The sequence below is a fragment of the Streptomyces sp. NPDC003247 genome, from assembly GCF_042888135.1.
Classification (GTDB): domain Bacteria; phylum Actinomycetota; class Actinomycetes; order Streptomycetales; family Streptomycetaceae; genus Streptomyces.
On sequence record NZ_JBIAPF010000005.1, the window covers coordinates 718758 to 733697 of the forward strand.

Annotated in this window: 16 protein-coding genes; 10 read left to right on the forward strand and 6 right to left on the reverse strand. The window is 74.5% G+C overall.

What is annotated here, in order from left to right; translation table 11 throughout:
* The first annotated feature begins 11 nt into the window (after nucleotides 1–11).
* Nucleotides 12–1685, forward strand: coding sequence for an FAD-binding dehydrogenase (locus tag ACFYWQ_RS20770; RefSeq protein ID WP_389518278.1), 1674 nt, complete (start codon nucleotides 12–14; stop codon nucleotides 1683–1685).
* Nucleotides 1686–1859: 174 nt separating this feature from the next.
* On the opposite strand, the gene ACFYWQ_RS20775 is transcribed toward ACFYWQ_RS20770, so the two are convergent.
* On the reverse strand, nucleotides 1860–2207 hold the full coding sequence (locus ACFYWQ_RS20775; protein WP_389518279.1) for a DUF488 domain-containing protein: 348 nt from the start codon (nucleotides 2205–2207) through the stop codon (nucleotides 1860–1862).
* A 166-nt stretch (nucleotides 2208–2373) separates the two neighbouring features.
* Here ACFYWQ_RS20775 and ACFYWQ_RS20780 point away from each other — a divergent pair, with 166 nt between their 5' ends.
* The gene (locus ACFYWQ_RS20780; protein ID WP_389518280.1) at nucleotides 2374–3771 is read left to right on the forward strand and encodes a M1 family metallopeptidase; all 1398 of its coding nucleotides are present in this window, start codon (nucleotides 2374–2376) and stop codon (nucleotides 3769–3771) included.
* An 81-nt stretch (nucleotides 3772–3852) separates the two neighbouring features.
* On the forward strand, nucleotides 3853–4302 hold the full coding sequence (locus ACFYWQ_RS20785; protein ID WP_389518281.1) for a DUF6098 family protein: 450 nt from the start codon (nucleotides 3853–3855) through the stop codon (nucleotides 4300–4302).
* 189 nt (nucleotides 4303–4491) lie between these two features.
* On the opposite strand, the gene ACFYWQ_RS20790 is transcribed toward ACFYWQ_RS20785, so the two are convergent.
* Together ACFYWQ_RS20790 and ACFYWQ_RS20795 are read right to left on the reverse strand one after the other, a co-directional pair.
* Nucleotides 4492–4740: a WhiB family transcriptional regulator gene (locus tag ACFYWQ_RS20790; protein ID WP_385075835.1), complete on the reverse strand. Its 249-nt coding sequence runs from the start codon at nucleotides 4738–4740 to the stop codon at nucleotides 4492–4494.
* Nucleotides 4741–4934: 194 nt separating this feature from the next.
* Nucleotides 4935–5834, reverse strand: coding sequence for a LysR family transcriptional regulator ArgP (locus ACFYWQ_RS20795; protein ID WP_389518282.1), 900 nt, complete (start codon nucleotides 5832–5834; stop codon nucleotides 4935–4937).
* Nucleotides 5835–5903: 69 nt separating this feature from the next.
* Here ACFYWQ_RS20795 and ACFYWQ_RS20800 point away from each other — a divergent pair, with 69 nt between their 5' ends.
* Complete coding sequence (locus tag ACFYWQ_RS20800; protein WP_389518283.1) at nucleotides 5904–6518, forward strand: LysE/ArgO family amino acid transporter; 615 nt, start codon at nucleotides 5904–5906, stop codon at nucleotides 6516–6518.
* Between the two features lie 243 nt (nucleotides 6519–6761).
* A complete protein-coding gene (locus tag ACFYWQ_RS20805; RefSeq protein ID WP_389518350.1) occupies nucleotides 6762–8084 on the forward strand; it encodes an MFS transporter in 1323 nt (440 codons plus the stop codon).
* 60 nt (nucleotides 8085–8144) lie between these two features.
* Here ACFYWQ_RS20805 and ACFYWQ_RS20810 read toward each other — a convergent pair whose 3' ends face one another.
* The 3 genes from ACFYWQ_RS20810 to ACFYWQ_RS20820 form a co-directional block, all read right to left on the reverse strand.
* Complete coding sequence (locus ACFYWQ_RS20810; RefSeq protein ID WP_389518284.1) at nucleotides 8145–8603, reverse strand: cyclic nucleotide-binding domain-containing protein; 459 nt, start codon at nucleotides 8601–8603, stop codon at nucleotides 8145–8147.
* Between the two features lie 333 nt (nucleotides 8604–8936).
* Entirely contained in the window at nucleotides 8937–10415 is a 1479-nt protein-coding gene (locus ACFYWQ_RS20815) for an aminotransferase class I/II-fold pyridoxal phosphate-dependent enzyme (RefSeq protein WP_389518285.1), read from the reverse strand.
* A gap of 79 nt (nucleotides 10416–10494) precedes the next feature.
* On the reverse strand, nucleotides 10495–10716 hold the full coding sequence (locus tag ACFYWQ_RS20820) for a hypothetical protein (RefSeq protein ID WP_389518286.1): 222 nt from the start codon (nucleotides 10714–10716) through the stop codon (nucleotides 10495–10497).
* A gap of 303 nt (nucleotides 10717–11019) precedes the next feature.
* On the opposite strand from ACFYWQ_RS20820, the gene ACFYWQ_RS20825 reads away from it, so the two are divergent.
* From ACFYWQ_RS20825 to ACFYWQ_RS20845, 5 genes are all read left to right on the forward strand, one after another.
* Nucleotides 11020–11463, forward strand: coding sequence for an ATP-binding protein (locus ACFYWQ_RS20825; protein ID WP_389518287.1), 444 nt, complete (start codon nucleotides 11020–11022; stop codon nucleotides 11461–11463).
* 823 nt (nucleotides 11464–12286) lie between these two features.
* Nucleotides 12287–13123, forward strand: a complete 837-nt coding sequence (locus ACFYWQ_RS20830) for a SigB/SigF/SigG family RNA polymerase sigma factor (RefSeq protein WP_389518288.1) — start codon at nucleotides 12287–12289, stop codon at nucleotides 13121–13123.
* A gap of 56 nt (nucleotides 13124–13179) precedes the next feature.
* Nucleotides 13180–13422: a DUF5133 domain-containing protein gene (locus ACFYWQ_RS20835; RefSeq protein WP_389518289.1), complete on the forward strand. Its 243-nt coding sequence runs from the start codon at nucleotides 13180–13182 to the stop codon at nucleotides 13420–13422.
* A gap of 109 nt (nucleotides 13423–13531) precedes the next feature.
* The gene (locus tag ACFYWQ_RS20840; RefSeq protein WP_389518290.1) at nucleotides 13532–14371 is read left to right on the forward strand and encodes a DUF1206 domain-containing protein; all 840 of its coding nucleotides are present in this window, start codon (nucleotides 13532–13534) and stop codon (nucleotides 14369–14371) included.
* 28 nt (nucleotides 14372–14399) lie between these two features.
* Nucleotides 14400–14831: a hypothetical protein gene (locus ACFYWQ_RS20845; protein WP_389518291.1), complete on the forward strand. Its 432-nt coding sequence runs from the start codon at nucleotides 14400–14402 to the stop codon at nucleotides 14829–14831.
* The last annotated feature ends 109 nt before the right edge of the window (nucleotides 14832–14940 follow it).

A 14940-nucleotide genomic window follows, 5' to 3' on the forward strand; every position in this document is an offset into this window, starting at 1 on the left:
GCACGGTCGCCATGGACGCGGACGTCATCGTCGTCGGAGCGGGCCTCGCCGGTCTGGTCGCGGCGCACGAACTCACCAGCAGGGGCCGACGGGTCGCCCTGGTCGACCAGGAGAACGCCGCCGACCTCGGCGGCCAGGCGTTCTGGTCCTTCGGCGGGCTGTTCCTCGTCGACTCGCCCGAACAGCGCCGCCTCGGCGTCAAGGACTCCCTCGACCTCGCCTGGAGCGACTGGCAGGGCAGCGCGCAGTTCGACCGCACCGACGACGAGGACTCCTGGGCGGTGCGCTGGGCGCGGGCCTACGTCGAGTTCGCGGCGGGGGAGAAGCGGTCCTGGCTGGCGGGGCACGGCATCACGCTGCTGCCCACGGTCGGCTGGGCCGAGCGCGGTGACCTGCGCGCCGACGGGCACGGCAACTCCGTCCCCCGCTTCCACATCGCCTGGGGCACCGGCACCGGCGTCGTCGACCCCTTCGTCCGGTACGCCGAGCAGGCCGCGCGCGACGGGCTGCTGACCTTCCACCACCGCCACCGGGTCGACGAACTGGTCGTCGAGGACGGCGCCGCCCGGGGCGTACGGGGCACACTTCTCGCGCCCGACGACTCCCCGCGCGGTGTCGCCTCCAACCGTGACCGCGCCGGCGACTTCGAACTCACCGCCCAGGCCGTGATCGTCACCAGCGGCGGCATCGGCGCCAACCACGAGATGGTCCGCCGCCACTGGCCCGAGCGGCTCGGCACACCGCCCGCCGAGATGGTCACCGGCGTCCCCGCCTACGTCGACGGCCGCATGCTCGACATCAGCGCCGGGGCAGGCGTCCGGCTGGTCAACCGCGACCGCATGTGGCACTACACCGAGGGCGTCCGCAACTGGGACCCCGTCTGGCCCGGCCACGGCATCCGCATCCTGCCCGGCCCCTCCTCGATGTGGTTCGACGCCCTCGGCCGCCGCCTGCCCGACCCCTGCCTGCCGGGCTACGACACCCTCGGCACGCTCCGGCACCTGCGCACCACCGAGGACATCGCCGGCCACGACCACTCCTGGTTCGTGCTCACCCGGAAGATCGTCGAGAAGGAGTTCGCGCTCTCCGGCTCCGAGCAGAACCCCGACATCACCGCGAAGGACCGCAAGGCCGTCCTGCGCGACCGGCTCCTCGGCAAGGGCGCGCCCGCCCCCGTACGGGCGTTCCTCGACCACGGCGCGGACTTCGTCGTCGCCGGCACCCTCGACCGGCTCGTGGCGAAGATGAACGCGCTGACCGGGAAACCCCTCCTCGACGCGGACGGCCTGCGCCGCCAGATCCAGGCCCGCGACCTCCAGCTCGCCAACCCCTACACCAAGGACGCCCAGGTGCAGGGCATCCGCAACGCCCGCCGCTACATCGGCGACCGCCTCGGCCGCGTCGCCACCCCGCACGGCATCCTCGACCCCGCGGCCGGGCCCCTGGTCGCCGTCAAGCTGCACGTCCTCACCCGCAAGACCCTCGGCGGCATCCAGACCGACCTCGACTCGCGCGCCCTGGGCACCGACGGCCGGCCCGTCGAGGGCCTGTACGCGGCGGGCGAGGTCGCCGGCTTCGGCGGCGGAGGCGTCCACGGCTACAACGCCCTCGAAGGCACCTTCCTCGGCGGCTGCCTCTTCTCCGGCCGCGCGGCCGGACGGGCGGCGGCCCGGCAGACGGGCTGAGCGGTCGGGCCGGCGGGCGCCCTGGGGAGGCAGGCCGGCGGGCTGAGCGGTCGGGCGGCCGGCGGGCTCCCTGGGGGGGCAGGCCGGCGGGCTGAGCGGTCGGGCGGCCGGCGGGCTCCCTGGGGCAGGCCGGTGGGCGCGCTGGGTGGTCAGGCCGGTGGGCGCGCCGAGTGGTCACGCCAGCAGGCGCGCCAGCACGGCCGCGTGGCTGTGCTCGGGCGCCTTCACGGCCGTCAGGAGCGTCACCGGCCCCTCACGGGTCAGCGCGCGGACCCGCTCCAGTTCCCCCGCCGCCTCCGGGGCGGCCAGCTCCGCCTCGTAGCGGCGGGCGAACTCCTCGTACGGGCCCTCGCCCGCGTGGTACCAGCGGCGCAGCTCGGTCGACGGGGTGAGGGCCTTGGGCCACTCGTCGACCCGCGCCGCCTCCTTGGACAGCCCCCGCGGCCACAGCCGGTCGACCAGGACGCGGACCCCGTCGTCGGGCTCGGCGGGTTCGTGGACACGGCGTACGCGGACGCTCACGGGCGGGCCTTCCTCGAGGCGGCGGGTGGTGCCGGGAGCGTACTGCCGCCGGTGCCCCCGAACGGTGGGCGACGCGGCCGGCCACGACCTGATCGAGGGGCGATCCGCACCGGCCGCCACCTAGTCTGATCGGGACCGTTCACACGCCATCCCCCAAGGAGCGCTCGTGACGCACCTCCGCAGACGCCCCGCCCTCCTCGCGACCGTGCCGGTCGCCGTGGCGGCGCTGCTCACGGCGGCCGACCCCGCCCTGTCGGCCGGACCGGTGGGCGCCTCCGGCGTCGGCGACCCCTTCTTCCCGCTCGCCGGCAACGGCGGCTACGACGTCGACCACTACGACCTGACCCTCGGCTACGACCCGGGCAGCCGTCACCTCACCGGCCGCGCCGTCCTCACCGCCCGCGCCACCCAGCGCCTCACCCGCTTCGACCTCGACCTGTACGGGCTGAAGGTCACCGGCCTCACCGTCGACCACGTCAAGGCCGAGCACCGGCGCGACGGCCAGGAACTCGTCGTCACCCCGGCCCGCGCCCTGCGGAAGGACGAGCGGTTCCGCGTCACCGTCACCTACTCCGGCACCCCCGGTCCGGTCACCGACCCCGACGGCTCCCTGGACGGCTGGATCCCCACCGACGACGGCGCCTTCGTCGCCGGGCAGCCGCAGGGCGCCATGACCTGGTTCCCCGCCAACAACCATCCGACGGACAAGGCCTCCTTCGACTTCACCCTCACCGTCCCCGAGGGCCGCACGGCGGTCGCCAACGGCGTCCTCCTCGGCCGGCGCACCGCACAGGGCAGGACGACCTTCCGCTGGCGCCAGACGGAGCCCATGGCCGCCTACCTCGCCACCGCCACCGTCGGGACGTTCCGGACCGAGCGGTCCACGACCCGCGACGGCGTCGAGGTCTACAACGCCGTCGACCCCCGCGAGGCGACCGCCGCGGCCCCCGTCCTCGCCGAGCTGCCGTCGGTGCTGGAGTGGTGCGAGGACCTGTTCGGCCGCTACCCGTACCGCGCGGCCGGGGCGATCGTCGACCAGGCCCCGCAGGCCGGGTACGCGCTGGAGACCCAGACCCGGCCCCTGTACGACAGCGCCCCCGACCTGAGCACCCTCGTCCACGAGACCGCCCACCAGTGGTTCGGCGACTCCGTCTCCCTCACCTCCTGGAAGGACATCTGGCTCAACGAGGGCTTCGCCACCTACGCCGAGTGGCTGTACGCCGAGCAGCACGGCGGCGACAGCGCCCAGGCCGCCTTCGACGCCCTGTACGCCCGCCCGGCCGGCGACGAGCTGTGGGCGTTCCCGCCCGGCGACCCCGGCAGCGGCGCGCACCTCTTCGACACCCCCGTCTACGCCCGCGGCGCCATGGCCCTGCACGCCCTGCGCACCGCCGTCGGCGACCGGGACTTCTTCCGCGTCCTGCGCGCCTGGGCCCGCGCGCACCGCCACGGCAACGGCACCACCGCCCAGTTCGAGCGCCTGGCGGAGCGGGAGTCCGGTGAGGAGCTCAGCGCACTGTTCCGGGCCTGGCTGTACACCGCGGGGAAGCCGGAGCGGCCCTGACGGCTGTGGCGGGAGGGACTGATTCCGCTCGGGCGGAGCGGGGTACCCCGTTGCCCTGACGGTGAAGAGGGAGGTCATGCCATGAGCCCGTCGGACGACCTGCCGGTCGTACACACCCTGGCAGAACTGGCCGGCCTCACCGAGCGGGAGCCGGGACTGTACGTGCGCTGGTCGCGCGGCCCCGCGACCGACCTCGGCGCGGTGTCCAGCAAGGACGACCTCACCGGTGTGCGGATGCCCGGCCTGTCCGCCAACCCCCTCGACGTCGAGCAGTGGTGGGAGGACCGCTCCCGCACCCTGTGGGTCGCCCGGCGCCTGCACGACTACGCCCATCTGCCCCACGACAAGGGCCCCGGCGTCCGCCCCTGGATCCTGACCGGCCGGGAGACGGGCCGGGGTCCCGACAACGAGCCCCTCGTGGCCGACGTACGGCCCCTGTGCTGGATCGCCGCCGAGGTCATCGAGGAGGCGCGGACCGAGGTGGCCCGGCAGGAGGCGGAGTGGGGGTCGCTGCGCAGATCGCAGCGGTGAGGGGGCGTCACCGCTGTGCGGTGGCCGGTGAGGACGTGATCACACCGTGCGGAAGACTGGCCCCGGGGGCCGGTGCGGGTCGGCACCGGGATGCCGGAAACCGCACCGCCCGTGTGCTGATCGGCACCGGGATGCTGAACCGCACCGCCCGTGTGCTGATCGGCACCGGCCGCCGGGGCCGGCCGCGCGTCACGAACTGCGGCGCGCCTTGATGCGCCGCCTGAGGGCGCGGCGTTCCGTCTCGCTGGTCCCGCCCCAGACCCCGAGGGTCTGGTCCGTCTCCAGCGCCCACTCCAGGCACGGTTCCCGTGCCGGGCAGCGCCGGCACACCGCCTTGGCCTGTTCCGTCTGGAGCAGGGCCGGGCCCGAGGTACCGATCGGAAAGAAGAGGTCCGGGTCCTCGTCGCGGCACGCGGCATGCTCTCGCCAGTCGTCCATCGAAATCACCTGTGATCCGAGTCGTCCGTGCTGTTGCGGATGGTTGCCGTGAACGGCTCCCGGTCGGGTCACCGGTCGACGGGCGGTGAAACCGCGTCGGGCGTATCGTGTGCGCCGCGTTCGTACGGGGCGGGCGAGCCGGGCGGCGCGGGAGCCGCCGGCGCGCGGGCGGGTGGGCGGCACGACCGGGACGCTCAGCGGCGCAGTACCTCCGCCGCCGTCCGGGCGACGGCGTCGGCGACGGACGCGAGCGCCGGCGAGTCGAGCTTCCACTGCTGCCAGTACAGGGGGACGTCCAGGGGCCGGTCGGGCGCCAGGGACACGAGGCGCCCGCCGGCCAGCAGGCGGCCGCTCTGCGTCTCCGGGACCATCCCCCACCCGAGTCCGGCGGCGACGGCGTCCACGAAACCCTCCGAGGTCGGCACGGCGTGCCGGACCGGGCTCGCGCCCGGGGCCGCGCGGCGCAGTCCGCGCACGAACCCGTCCTGGAGTTCGTTGCTGCGGTCGAAGGTCACCACGGGCGCCTCGGCGAGGGCCTCGGGCAGGGGCCGGCCGTCGAGGTGCCGGGCGGCGAACCCGGGGCTCGCCGCCGCCAGGTAGCGCATCCGGCCCAGGGCGCGCACCGAGCACCCGGTCACGGGCTCGGGCGAGGAGGTCACCGCGGCCATGACCAGCCCCTCGCGGAGCAGCTCCGCGGTGCGCGTCTCGTCCTCGCGGTGCAGTTCGAAACAGACCGGCGGCTCCTGCCGCACCCGGCTCAGCGCCGGCAGGAACCAGGTGGCGAGCGAGTCCGCGTTCACGGCGACCGTCACGCGTGTCGGCTCGCCGTCGCCGCTCATGCCCAGCTCGGACCGCGTGTCGCGCTCCAACCGGGCCAGCTGGCGGGCGAACCGCACGACGATCTCCCCCGACTCCGTCGGCCGCACCGGCTTGGTGCGCAGCAGCAGGACCCGGCCGGTGCGCTGCTCCAGCGCCTTGACCCGCTGACTGACCGCCGACGGCGTCACGTGCAGGGCGGCCGCCGCCGCGTCGAAGGTGCCCTCGTCGACGACCGCGAGCAGGGTGCGCACCTGGTCCAGGGGAAGATCTGTCATCACGATCGCTAATGATACGTAAGAATCTTTAGCTGTACCCAAGGTGATCGGCTCCGTAGCGTGGACGCCATGACCCCCGCACTCACCGCAGCCGCCGCCGGATTCGGCACCGGCCTCTCCCTGATCGTCGCCATCGGTGCCCAGAACGCCTTCGTCCTGCGCCAGGGCATCCGCCGGGAGGCCGTCCTCGCCGTCGTCGGCATCTGCGCCCTGTCCGACGCCGTCCTCATCACGCTCGGGGTGGCCGGCGTGGGCGCGCTCGTGGTGGCCTGGCCCGGTGCGCTGACCGCCGTCGCCTGGGTCGGCGGCGCGTTCCTGCTCTGCTACGGCGCCCTCGCCGCCCGCCGGGTGCTCAGGCCGGGCGGCGCCCTGCGCACGGAGGGCGAGGCGACCGGCTCGCGCCGGCGGGCGGTGCTCACCTGTCTGGCGATGACCTGGCTCAACCCGCACGTCTACCTCGACACCGTCTTCCTGCTCGGCTCGGTCGCCGCCGACCGGGGTCCACTGCGCTGGACCTTCGGGCTGGGTGCCGCGGCCGCCAGCCTCTGCTGGTTCGCCGCGCTCGGCTTCGGTGCCCGGCTGCTCGGCCGGCACCTGTCCCGGCCGTCCGCCTGGCGCGTCCTGGACGGCCTGGTCGCGGCCACGATGATCGCCCTCGGCGTGACGCTCGTCGTGGGAGCCTGAGGCCCCGCTCCGTCCGGATCGCGAGACGGTCCGTCCGCGGCGGACGCGTCGGCACAGCCAGTGCTGCGATAGTGATCCCCGACAAGAAAGATGTACCGAGCAACCAGGAAGTCCGTGGACACGAGCGAGAGCAGCACCCCGCCCGAGACCGGAGGCGACACCGAGGCCGATCCCAAGGCCGGGGCCGCGGCCGGAACCACAACCGAGACCGGGACCGTGTCCGGGACCGGGACCGTGTCCGGGATCGGAACCGGGAACGGGACCGAGGCCGGGACCGAGGCCGGGACCGAGGCCGGGACCGAGGCCGACCCGGGGCCGCGGGAGCGTGCCCGTGGCGGCTGGCGCCGCTGGGCGATGGACACCCGCCCCCTGCGCCGGCCCGCCTACCGCCGCCTGTGGTCCTCCACGATCGTCACGGCCGTCGGCAGCCAGCTGACCGCCGTCGCCGTCCCCAAGCAGATCTACGACATCACCGGGTCCTCCGCCTGGGTCGGGTACGCCAGCCTCGCCGGCCTGTTGCCGATGGTGCTGTTCGCGCTCTGGGGCGGGGCGGTCGCCGACACCATGGACCGCCGCAGACTGCTGCTGATCACCAACTCCGGCATCGCCGTCACCTCGGTGCTGTTCTGGGTGCAGGCCCTCGTGGGACTGGACTCGGTGGCGGTGCTGATGGTGCTGCTCGCCGCGCAGCAGGCGTTCTTCGGCCTCAACTCGCCCGCCCGCAACGCCTCCATCGCCCGCCTGGTGCCGGCCCACGAGCTGGCCGCGGCCAACGCCCTCGGCTCCACCGTCATGCAGACCGGCCTGGTCGCCGGACCGCTGCTGGCCGGGGCCCTCATCCCGGTCGTCGGCCTGCCCGAGCTGTACCTCCTCGACGCGGTCGCCCTGTGCGTGACGCTGTGGGCGGTCTTCCGGCTGCCCGCCCTGCCACCGCTCGCCGGCCCGGCCGCCCGGCGCGCCGGGATCCGGGAGATCGCGGAGGGCTTCCGTTACATCTCCCGCCACAAGGTCCTGCTGCTGTCCTTCCTCGCCGACGTCATCGCCATGGTCTTCGGCATGCCCCGCGCCCTGTTCCCGCAGCTGGCCGCCGAGACCTACGCGCCCTACGGCGAGGGCCTCGCGCTGGGCCTGCTGTTCGCGGCGATACCCATCGGCGCGGTGCTGGGCGGGCTCTTCTCGGGCACCTTCTCCCGGGCCCGCAGACACGGCTGGATGGTCATCGGGGCGGTCGTCGCCTGGGGCCTGGCGATCACGGGTGTCGGACTGAGCGCCAGTCTGTGGCTCGCCGTCGTCCTGCTCGCCGTCGCCGGGATCGCCGACATGGTCTCCATGGTCTTCCGCGGGGCGATCCTGCTCTCCGCCGCCACCGACGAGATGCGCGGCCGGATGCAGGGCGTCTTCACCGTCGTCGTCGCGGGCGGCCCGCGCCTGGCCGACGTCCTGCACGGCACCGCCGGCGCGGCCTTCGGCCCGCGCGCGGCCGTCGCGGGCGGCGGCCTGCTCGTCGTCGCCGTGATGCTGGGGCTCGCCGCGGCGGTACCGGCGCTGCGCCGCTACCGCATCTGAGCGGGGACGTCCGGGCACGGGACGCGGCAGGGGACGCCTGGCCGGCTGGATCACGAGGGCCTAGAGGGTCCGGCGCCGGTACTGCGTCCCGTACTGCTCCATCAGCCTGACCCGGGTCGTCTCCAGCCGGTGGGCGAGGATCTCGGCGACGATCCGTACCAGCGACAGCCCGAGCGCCGGATCCTCCTCGCACAGCTTGAGCACCGGCTGCGCCTCGAACTCGTAGGCGCGCACGGGGCTGAAGGCCTCCGCGCCGAAGTCCCACTGGTACGGCGGGAAGAGCCAGGACCAGCCGAGCAGGTCGCCGGCGCCGAGACCGGCGACCGTCACCCGCTGCACGGAGGTGACCTGCTGGGTCAGCGAGACGGCGCCGGAGCGGATGACCCAGAAGCGGTCGGCCGTGCCGCCCGCCTCGAAGATCCGCGCGTCCTCCGGGAAGGACACCTCCCGGGCGAGGGAGACCAGGCGCCGGCGCTGGGGCGGGGGCAGGGCGGTCAGCAGTTTCGTCGCTTTGGTCATGGCGCGGGCTCCTCGCCGGCATGGGGTTCCGGATCCGTCGGACGGCGCGACCCGGGTTCCCCTCCCACCCATTTCAGCCGCTGCGGACGCCCCGGGCACCTCGGCGTACGGAACTCGTCCCGACGGCGGCGACAGAGCGGCGCGGGGGCGGCGCCGGGGACGGTGCGAGGGCGGTGCGAGGGCAGGAAAAAGCCCTGGCTGGACGGGGGAAGCCAGCCAGGGCGGTCAGGGGTGGCGTCCGGGGGAGTGTCCTCGACCCCGCACCACGTATGAATGAACCGTAAACCACTCGTGGAGGTTCTGCGCAACAGAAACCGGGTTACGTGACCTGTTTCACTCGGCGTCCCGGGTGACGACCCTGACCGTCCCGAACTCCGGGTCGGTCGGGTCGGGCAGGTTCATGCCCGCCTCCTTGCCGGTGCGCAGGTACCGCAGCACGGGCTCGGTCAGCCGTTCGCCGGGGAGCACCGCAGGGATCCCGGGCGGGTACGGGGTGATCATCTCGGCGGCGACCCGGCCGGCCGCCTCGGACAGCGGCACGTGCTCGGCCGGCCCGAAGAACGCGTCCCGCGGCAGCAGCGCCTGAGCCAGCCGCAGTCCGGCCGGGTCCGGCACCTCCGTCCTCGGCGCGGACCCCAGGTCCGGGGCGGCGTTGGCGAGTTCCTTGAGGGCGGCGAGCAGCTCGCCCACCGTCTCCCGGTCGTCGGCGTGGGTGATCTGGGCGCCGATGCGGCGGTGGTCGGTCAGGTGCATGTCCAGGGACCGGTGCTCGTGCAGCCAGTCGGCGGCCTGGAACCCCGAGATGCCCAGCTCCTCGAGGTCGATGATGACCGGCAGCGGGTCGAAGTCGTCGGCCAGCCCCGGGCCGCAGAAGTCGTCCCGGTCGTTGACGTGCATCCCGCCGATCTCCTCGATCGCGGCCCGCACCTCGGCCGCCAGCCCCAGCGCCCCGCCCATCAGCTCCTCGCCGTGCAGGCACATCTGACGCCGCCAGCCGTCGAGCCCGGCGTACAGCAGGACCGAGGGGCTGGTCGTGCTCAGCAAGTCCGAGCGCGTCTGCAACAACTCCTTGGGGACGAGGTCGCCCTGGAGGTGGAAGACCGAGCCCTGCTCCAGGCCGCTGCCCATCTTGTGGATGCTGGTCACACAGATGTCGGCGCCCGCGTCCATCGCCCACGACGGCAGCGCCGGGTGGAAGGGCAGGTGCGCTCCCCAGGCCTCGTCCACCACGAGCGGGACCCCACGGCGGTGGCAGACCTCGGCGATGGCCCGCAGGTCCGCGCAGGCGCCGTACGGCGTCGGACTGGTGACCAGGGCGCCCTTGGCGTCGGGATGGATCTCGAAGGCCTTCTCGAACGCCTCGGCGGACGGCGGATGGGCCAGGTGCCGCTCGGCGTCCCACCGCGGCTCGACCCAGACCGGCTCGATGCCGGAGAGGATCAGGCCCGACACCACCGACTTGTGCGCGTCCCGCCCGATCAGCAGTTTCTCGTGGGGACCGGCCACGGACAGCATCGCGGCCTTGACCGACAGGGAACTGCCGCACGTCGAGAAGAACGTGTGGTCGGCGTGGACCGCTTCCGCCATGAGGTGCTCGGCGCGTTCCAGGACCCGCCCCTGCGTCAGCCGGTCGTCCAGCCCGCCCGACGCCAGCACGTCGCCCAGGAAGACCGCGTCCCCCAGGACGGCCCGCACGTCGGGGTCGGCGCCGCGGGCCTGCTTGTGCCCCGGCGGTGAGAACGCCAGCCGCCCCTGGCGGTGGTAGTCGACGAGGGCTTCCAGAACGGGTGCGCGGGTGTGATCGACGCTCATGCGCACCGGGTTCCCGGGAGCCCGGCCGTCAATCGAGGCAGGGCCGCGGGGCCGCCGTTCCCCCGCCCGCCGGCCCGGGTCAGGGTTCCACGGAACGGCGGCCCGGCGTCACGATCTCGTTCATGACGTCGAGTACCGCCTCGTAGGACAGGGCCCGCACACGCGCGTCGCGGGCCGCGTCCGGGTCGGTCCGCCCGAGCTCCTCGCTCCGGGACCGCCAGGTGCGCAACTCCTCGCGCGCGCAGGCCCTGGCGCGCTGGATCCGACGCAGCAGTTCGTCCGAGTCCACGACATCCGTCATGGAACCCGCGTACCCCCGAAGGGCTGGGCGATGACCCGTTCCGGACACCGTACGGCAGGTTTGGAAGGCCCTGGCTGGGCAGCCGGACCAAGAGGGCCGCGCCGCCCGGCAGGGAGAGGGCCGCGGCGGCCGCGGAGTCGGGCGAGCACCGACCGCCTCCGCCGACCGTGTCGGCGGCAGGTTCCTCCACACCGTCCGGGGCCCGGCGGCCGACCGCCGGAGAGACCCGGAGTCCCGGAGCCCGCAGGGGCCGGCCGGTCCCTCGGGCCATCGACCACCGCGCAAGCACAGGGGAGCGAAAGGATGCGTGCCCACCACATCACCCACGGCACGGACGCACCGGACGGCCCGCGCCGGTGCGACGGACAGCCGTCGTGCCGACCGTCGGACGTCCGCACCGCCGTACGACGCGCGGCCGCCGGACGCTGCGCTGCCACGGGCCGGCCGTACGACGAGGAAGCCCTCTCCGACGCCCTCCTCGTCGCCTCCGAACTGACCACCAACGCCATCCTCCACGGAGGTGGCGTCACCGGCTACGACGTCGATGTCGACGGACAGGCCGTGCGGGTCTCCGTCAGCGACCGCAGCGACCGCCTGCCCGTCGTCTCCGACCCCCTCGACGAACAGGGGCGGCGCCGCGTCGGCGGCCGCGGCTGGCCGATCGTCTGCCGGCTGGCCCGGGACGTCCGGGTGTCCGACCTGCCGTCCGGCGGCAAACGCATCACCGCCGTCGTGCCCGTGCACTGAGCCGCGCGGACGGCCGCCCGGGGCGTACGCGCCCCGCGCGGCGCGCCGGGGGAACGGCGGAAGGACGCTCGACGGGGGCCGCCGACCTGCGTACCGCCCTCGGCCGGCGCCACGTGCGCCCGCCCTCCCGTGGACGGCGGCATGCGCCGAGCCGGGCCCGGCGCCCGGCGCCGCACGGCCATGGCCTGGCGTCCGGTGCCCCGCGCTCGTGGCGCCGCGCCCGTGGCCCGGAGCCCCCGCCCAGGCCCGGCGACTCGCGACCCGCGCCGTGACGTCGTGACGGGTGTCCGGCGTCGTACGCGTTCGGCACCCAGCGCTCGTGGCGCCGTACCCGGGCCCGGAGTCCCCGCCCAGGCCCGGCGCGCCCCGCGCCCTGACGTCCTGACGGGCGTTCGGCGCCGCACGGCCAGGCCTGGCGTTCGGCACCCCGCGCTCGTGGCGCCGCGCTCATGGCCCGGAGCCCCCGTCCAAGCCCGGCGACCTCGCCCCGCTGACGCCGTGACGGGCGTCCGGCGGCGGACGGGGCCCGCACCGGTACCCCGCGTCCTGAGGTCGGCAGCCCCGGCCCCGCGCCCGGCGGGTCCGGGGCTTCGGTCCGTCACCTGTGCCGACGGCTCGCGCACCCGATCCGGACCGCTTCCCGGAGCGCTTCCCGGTCTGCGGAGTTTGTTCCTCCGGGGGCAGGGCAGACGGAGGTTCGTGCTTCGGACCGGAGGCGCGTCAACGGGAGTGGCAGAGCTGCTCCGGGGCGCTCCGTTTGCCCCGGACGACAGCCTCACTCCCGTGGTCAGACCCTGAAACGACCGTTCAGGAGCGATTCCGCATGCTCATCGAAATGTCGACAAGCCGACCTGCTACGCCTGCCACGACCACCGCGCAGTCACGCCGACCCCATGACGACGCTCCCGACACCGCCCGTCTCTTCCTCCGCCTCATCTCCCTCGAGGACGGACCCGAGCGGGACGCCGTGCGCGACGAGATCGTCACGGCCTGGCTGCCCATGGCCCACCGGATCGCCGGACGGTTCCGCGACCGGGGCGAGTCCCTCGAGGACCTCCGGCAGGTGGCGGCGCTCGGCCTGGTGAAGGCCGTCGACCGCTTCGACCCGGAACGCGGCGCCTTCGAGAGCTACGCCGTCCCGACCATCACCGGCGAGATCAAGCGGCACTTCCGGGACCGGATGTGGGCGCTGCGCGTCCCCCGCCGGGTGCAGGAACTGCGCAACAAGGTCCGCGTGGCCCGCCGCGAACTCGCCCAGCACCCCGGCGCGCCCGAGCCCTCCGTCGCCGACATCGCCGCCCACACGGGGCTCACCGAGGAAGAGGTCGGCGCGGGCCTGGAGGCCCTGGAGAGCTTCAGCACCCTGTCGCTGGACGCCGAGCTCCCCGCCGGCGACGACGGCTACAGCCTCGCGGACACCCTGGGCGGACCCGACGCCTCCTACGACATCGTGGTCGACCGCGAGTCCGCCAAGGAGAGCCTGCGCCGCCTGCCGGAACGCGAGCGGGCCATCCTCTACATGCGCTTCTTCGAGGACATGACCCAGAGCCGCATCGCGGACCGCCTCGGCATCTCCCAGATGCACGTCTCCCGCCTCATCAGCCGCAGCTGCGCCCAGGTGCGGGAAGAGGCCCTCGGCCGCCCCGGCGGCCGGAGCTGAGCCCGCACCGGCGACCCGCGCACCCATCCCTCCGCCACGGACAAGGAGTCCCACCGATGCTGATGCCCCACCCGGCCGTCCTGCGCAAGCTCGTCGACGAGTACGAGACCGTGACGGCGACCGGTCCGGCCGAGACGGACCCACGGGCACAGGATCTCGCCTACACGCTGTGCGTCTCCACCGGGACGCGGGACATCACCCTCGCGCTGGAATCGGCCCGCCGCTGGCTCGCCGCGGCGGCCGAGGCGGACGCGGCGACGCGGCCGCACACCGACGACGGACCTCACGTGTACGCGTGAGCGGCCGGGCCGGGCGCCCCATCGCGGTACGTCACCGCGGTGGGGCGCCCGCGTGTGCGGGGCCCGGGCCGGGGCATCCGGACTTCCGAGTCTTCAGGGGAGGTCGAGAATGAACGCGAGTGTCCTGGCGCGCAACGGCAGGGCGAGCGCCGAGCGCGCGGCGCGGGGGTCGGGCACGAAGTGGGCCGCCAGGGCGGGACTGACCGCGCGCGGCGTGATCTATCTGCTGGTGGGGGCGCTGGCCCTGCAGATCGCCTTCGGCCACGAGGAGCGGCACCAGGCCGACCGGCAGGGAGCCCTCGCCGAACTGTCCGGCCGGCCCTTCGGCTCCGTGCTGCTGTGGGCGCTGGGCACCGGTCTGGTCGGCATGGCGCTGTGGCGGCTGTCCGAGCTGGTCTTCGGCTCGGTCGGGCCCGAGGGGCGGAAGGCCGGGAAGCGGCTGCTGGCACTCGTCCGGTGCGTCTTCTACGCCTTCGTCGCCTCCTCCGTCCTGGCGTTCGCCGCGGGCTCGGGCGGCGGGGGCGGCTCCAGCGACGAGCAGTCCCGCGACGTCACGGCCCGCGTGCTGGAGTGGCCCGCGGGGCAGTGGCTGGTGGGCGCGGCCGCCGTCGGCGTCGTCGTCGCGGGTCTGTGGATCGGCGGGCGCGCCGTCCTGCGTTCCTACCGCGACAAGATGCGGATGGGACAGATGCCGCCGGGCGTACGACGGCTGGTGGACTTCACCGGCGTGGCCGGCGGCGCGGCGCGCGGCCTGGTGTTCGCCGCCGCGGGCGCCTTCGCCGTACGGGCGGCGGTCGACTACGAGCCCGACGAGGCCAAGGGGCTCGACGACACGCTGCGTTCCTTCGCGGACACCCCGGCCGGGCCGGGGCTGCTGGCCTGCGTCGCGGCCGGTCTGGTGCTCTTCGGTCTCTTCTCGTTCGCCATGGCCCGCTGGCGGAAGGTCTGACGTCCGGCTGCCGGGGAACCCGGGGGAGATGAACGAATCCGAGTTCCCGCCGGACGGACGACCCGTGGACATGTACCTCGACCTCCTCCGCGTCCGCATGGACAGCGAGGACTACGCGATGCTGCTCAAGGTCGTCGCGCCGGCGTTGCGCGCCCTGGACGAACAAGCCCCCGAGAGTCTCGACTTCGCGTTGGACCCGCAGGACACCGAGGATCTGCCGCAGGAGATCCGCGACGAGGCCGCCCTGGTCATCGCCACCGCCGTCACCGGCCGGCTGGACAATCAGCTCGTGGAGATCAACGTCGACGGGACCGGCCCGGTGCGGGTCGTCACCGACGCCGTCACCGCGTCCGACCCGGAGCGGCTCGCCGAGATCGCCGGCTGCATCCGCCGCCGTCAGAGCGACACCGAGGAACTGCGCGGGATCGCCGCCGCCAGCGGCATGCCCACGGACTTCTGACCGCCCGGCCCCACCCGTCGGCCTCACCGTCGGCCCCGCCCGGCCGGGCCACCGCCGGGCCACCGCCCCGGCCGGGCCCGGCCGGGGCCGCTCCGACGTGGCGCGGTCC

What these genes read in the sequence shown, in the direction of transcription:
- ACFYWQ_RS20815 (WP_389518285.1), bottom strand. Translation starts at nt 10,415, where the DNA reads ATGAGCGTCGATCACACCCGCGCACCCGTTCTGGAAGCCCTCGTCGAC.
- ACFYWQ_RS20825 (WP_389518287.1), top strand. Translation starts at nt 11,020, where the DNA reads ATGCGTGCCCACCACATCACCCACGGCACGGACGCACCGGACGGCCCG.
- ACFYWQ_RS20820 (WP_389518286.1), bottom strand. Translation starts at nt 10,716, where the DNA reads ATGACGGATGTCGTGGACTCGGACGAACTGCTGCGTCGGATCCAGCGC.
- ACFYWQ_RS20800 (WP_389518283.1), top strand. Translation starts at nt 5,904, where the DNA reads ATGACCCCCGCACTCACCGCAGCCGCCGCCGGATTCGGCACCGGCCTC.
- ACFYWQ_RS20810 (WP_389518284.1), bottom strand. Translation starts at nt 8,603, where the DNA reads ATGACCAAAGCGACGAAACTGCTGACCGCCCTGCCCCCGCCCCAGCGC.
- ACFYWQ_RS20790 (WP_385075835.1), bottom strand. Translation starts at nt 4,740, where the DNA reads ATGGACGACTGGCGAGAGCATGCCGCGTGCCGCGACGAGGACCCGGAC.
- ACFYWQ_RS20795 (WP_389518282.1), bottom strand. Translation starts at nt 5,834, where the DNA reads ATGACAGATCTTCCCCTGGACCAGGTGCGCACCCTGCTCGCGGTCGTC.
- ACFYWQ_RS20845 (WP_389518291.1), top strand. Translation starts at nt 14,400, where the DNA reads ATGAACGAATCCGAGTTCCCGCCGGACGGACGACCCGTGGACATGTAC.
- ACFYWQ_RS20840 (WP_389518290.1), top strand. Translation starts at nt 13,532, where the DNA reads ATGAACGCGAGTGTCCTGGCGCGCAACGGCAGGGCGAGCGCCGAGCGC.
- ACFYWQ_RS20830 (WP_389518288.1), top strand. Translation starts at nt 12,287, where the DNA reads ATGCTCATCGAAATGTCGACAAGCCGACCTGCTACGCCTGCCACGACC.
- ACFYWQ_RS20835 (WP_389518289.1), top strand. Translation starts at nt 13,180, where the DNA reads ATGCTGATGCCCCACCCGGCCGTCCTGCGCAAGCTCGTCGACGAGTAC.
- ACFYWQ_RS20770 (WP_389518278.1), top strand. Translation starts at nt 12, where the DNA reads ATGGACGCGGACGTCATCGTCGTCGGAGCGGGCCTCGCCGGTCTGGTC.
- ACFYWQ_RS20785 (WP_389518281.1), top strand. Translation starts at nt 3,853, where the DNA reads ATGAGCCCGTCGGACGACCTGCCGGTCGTACACACCCTGGCAGAACTG.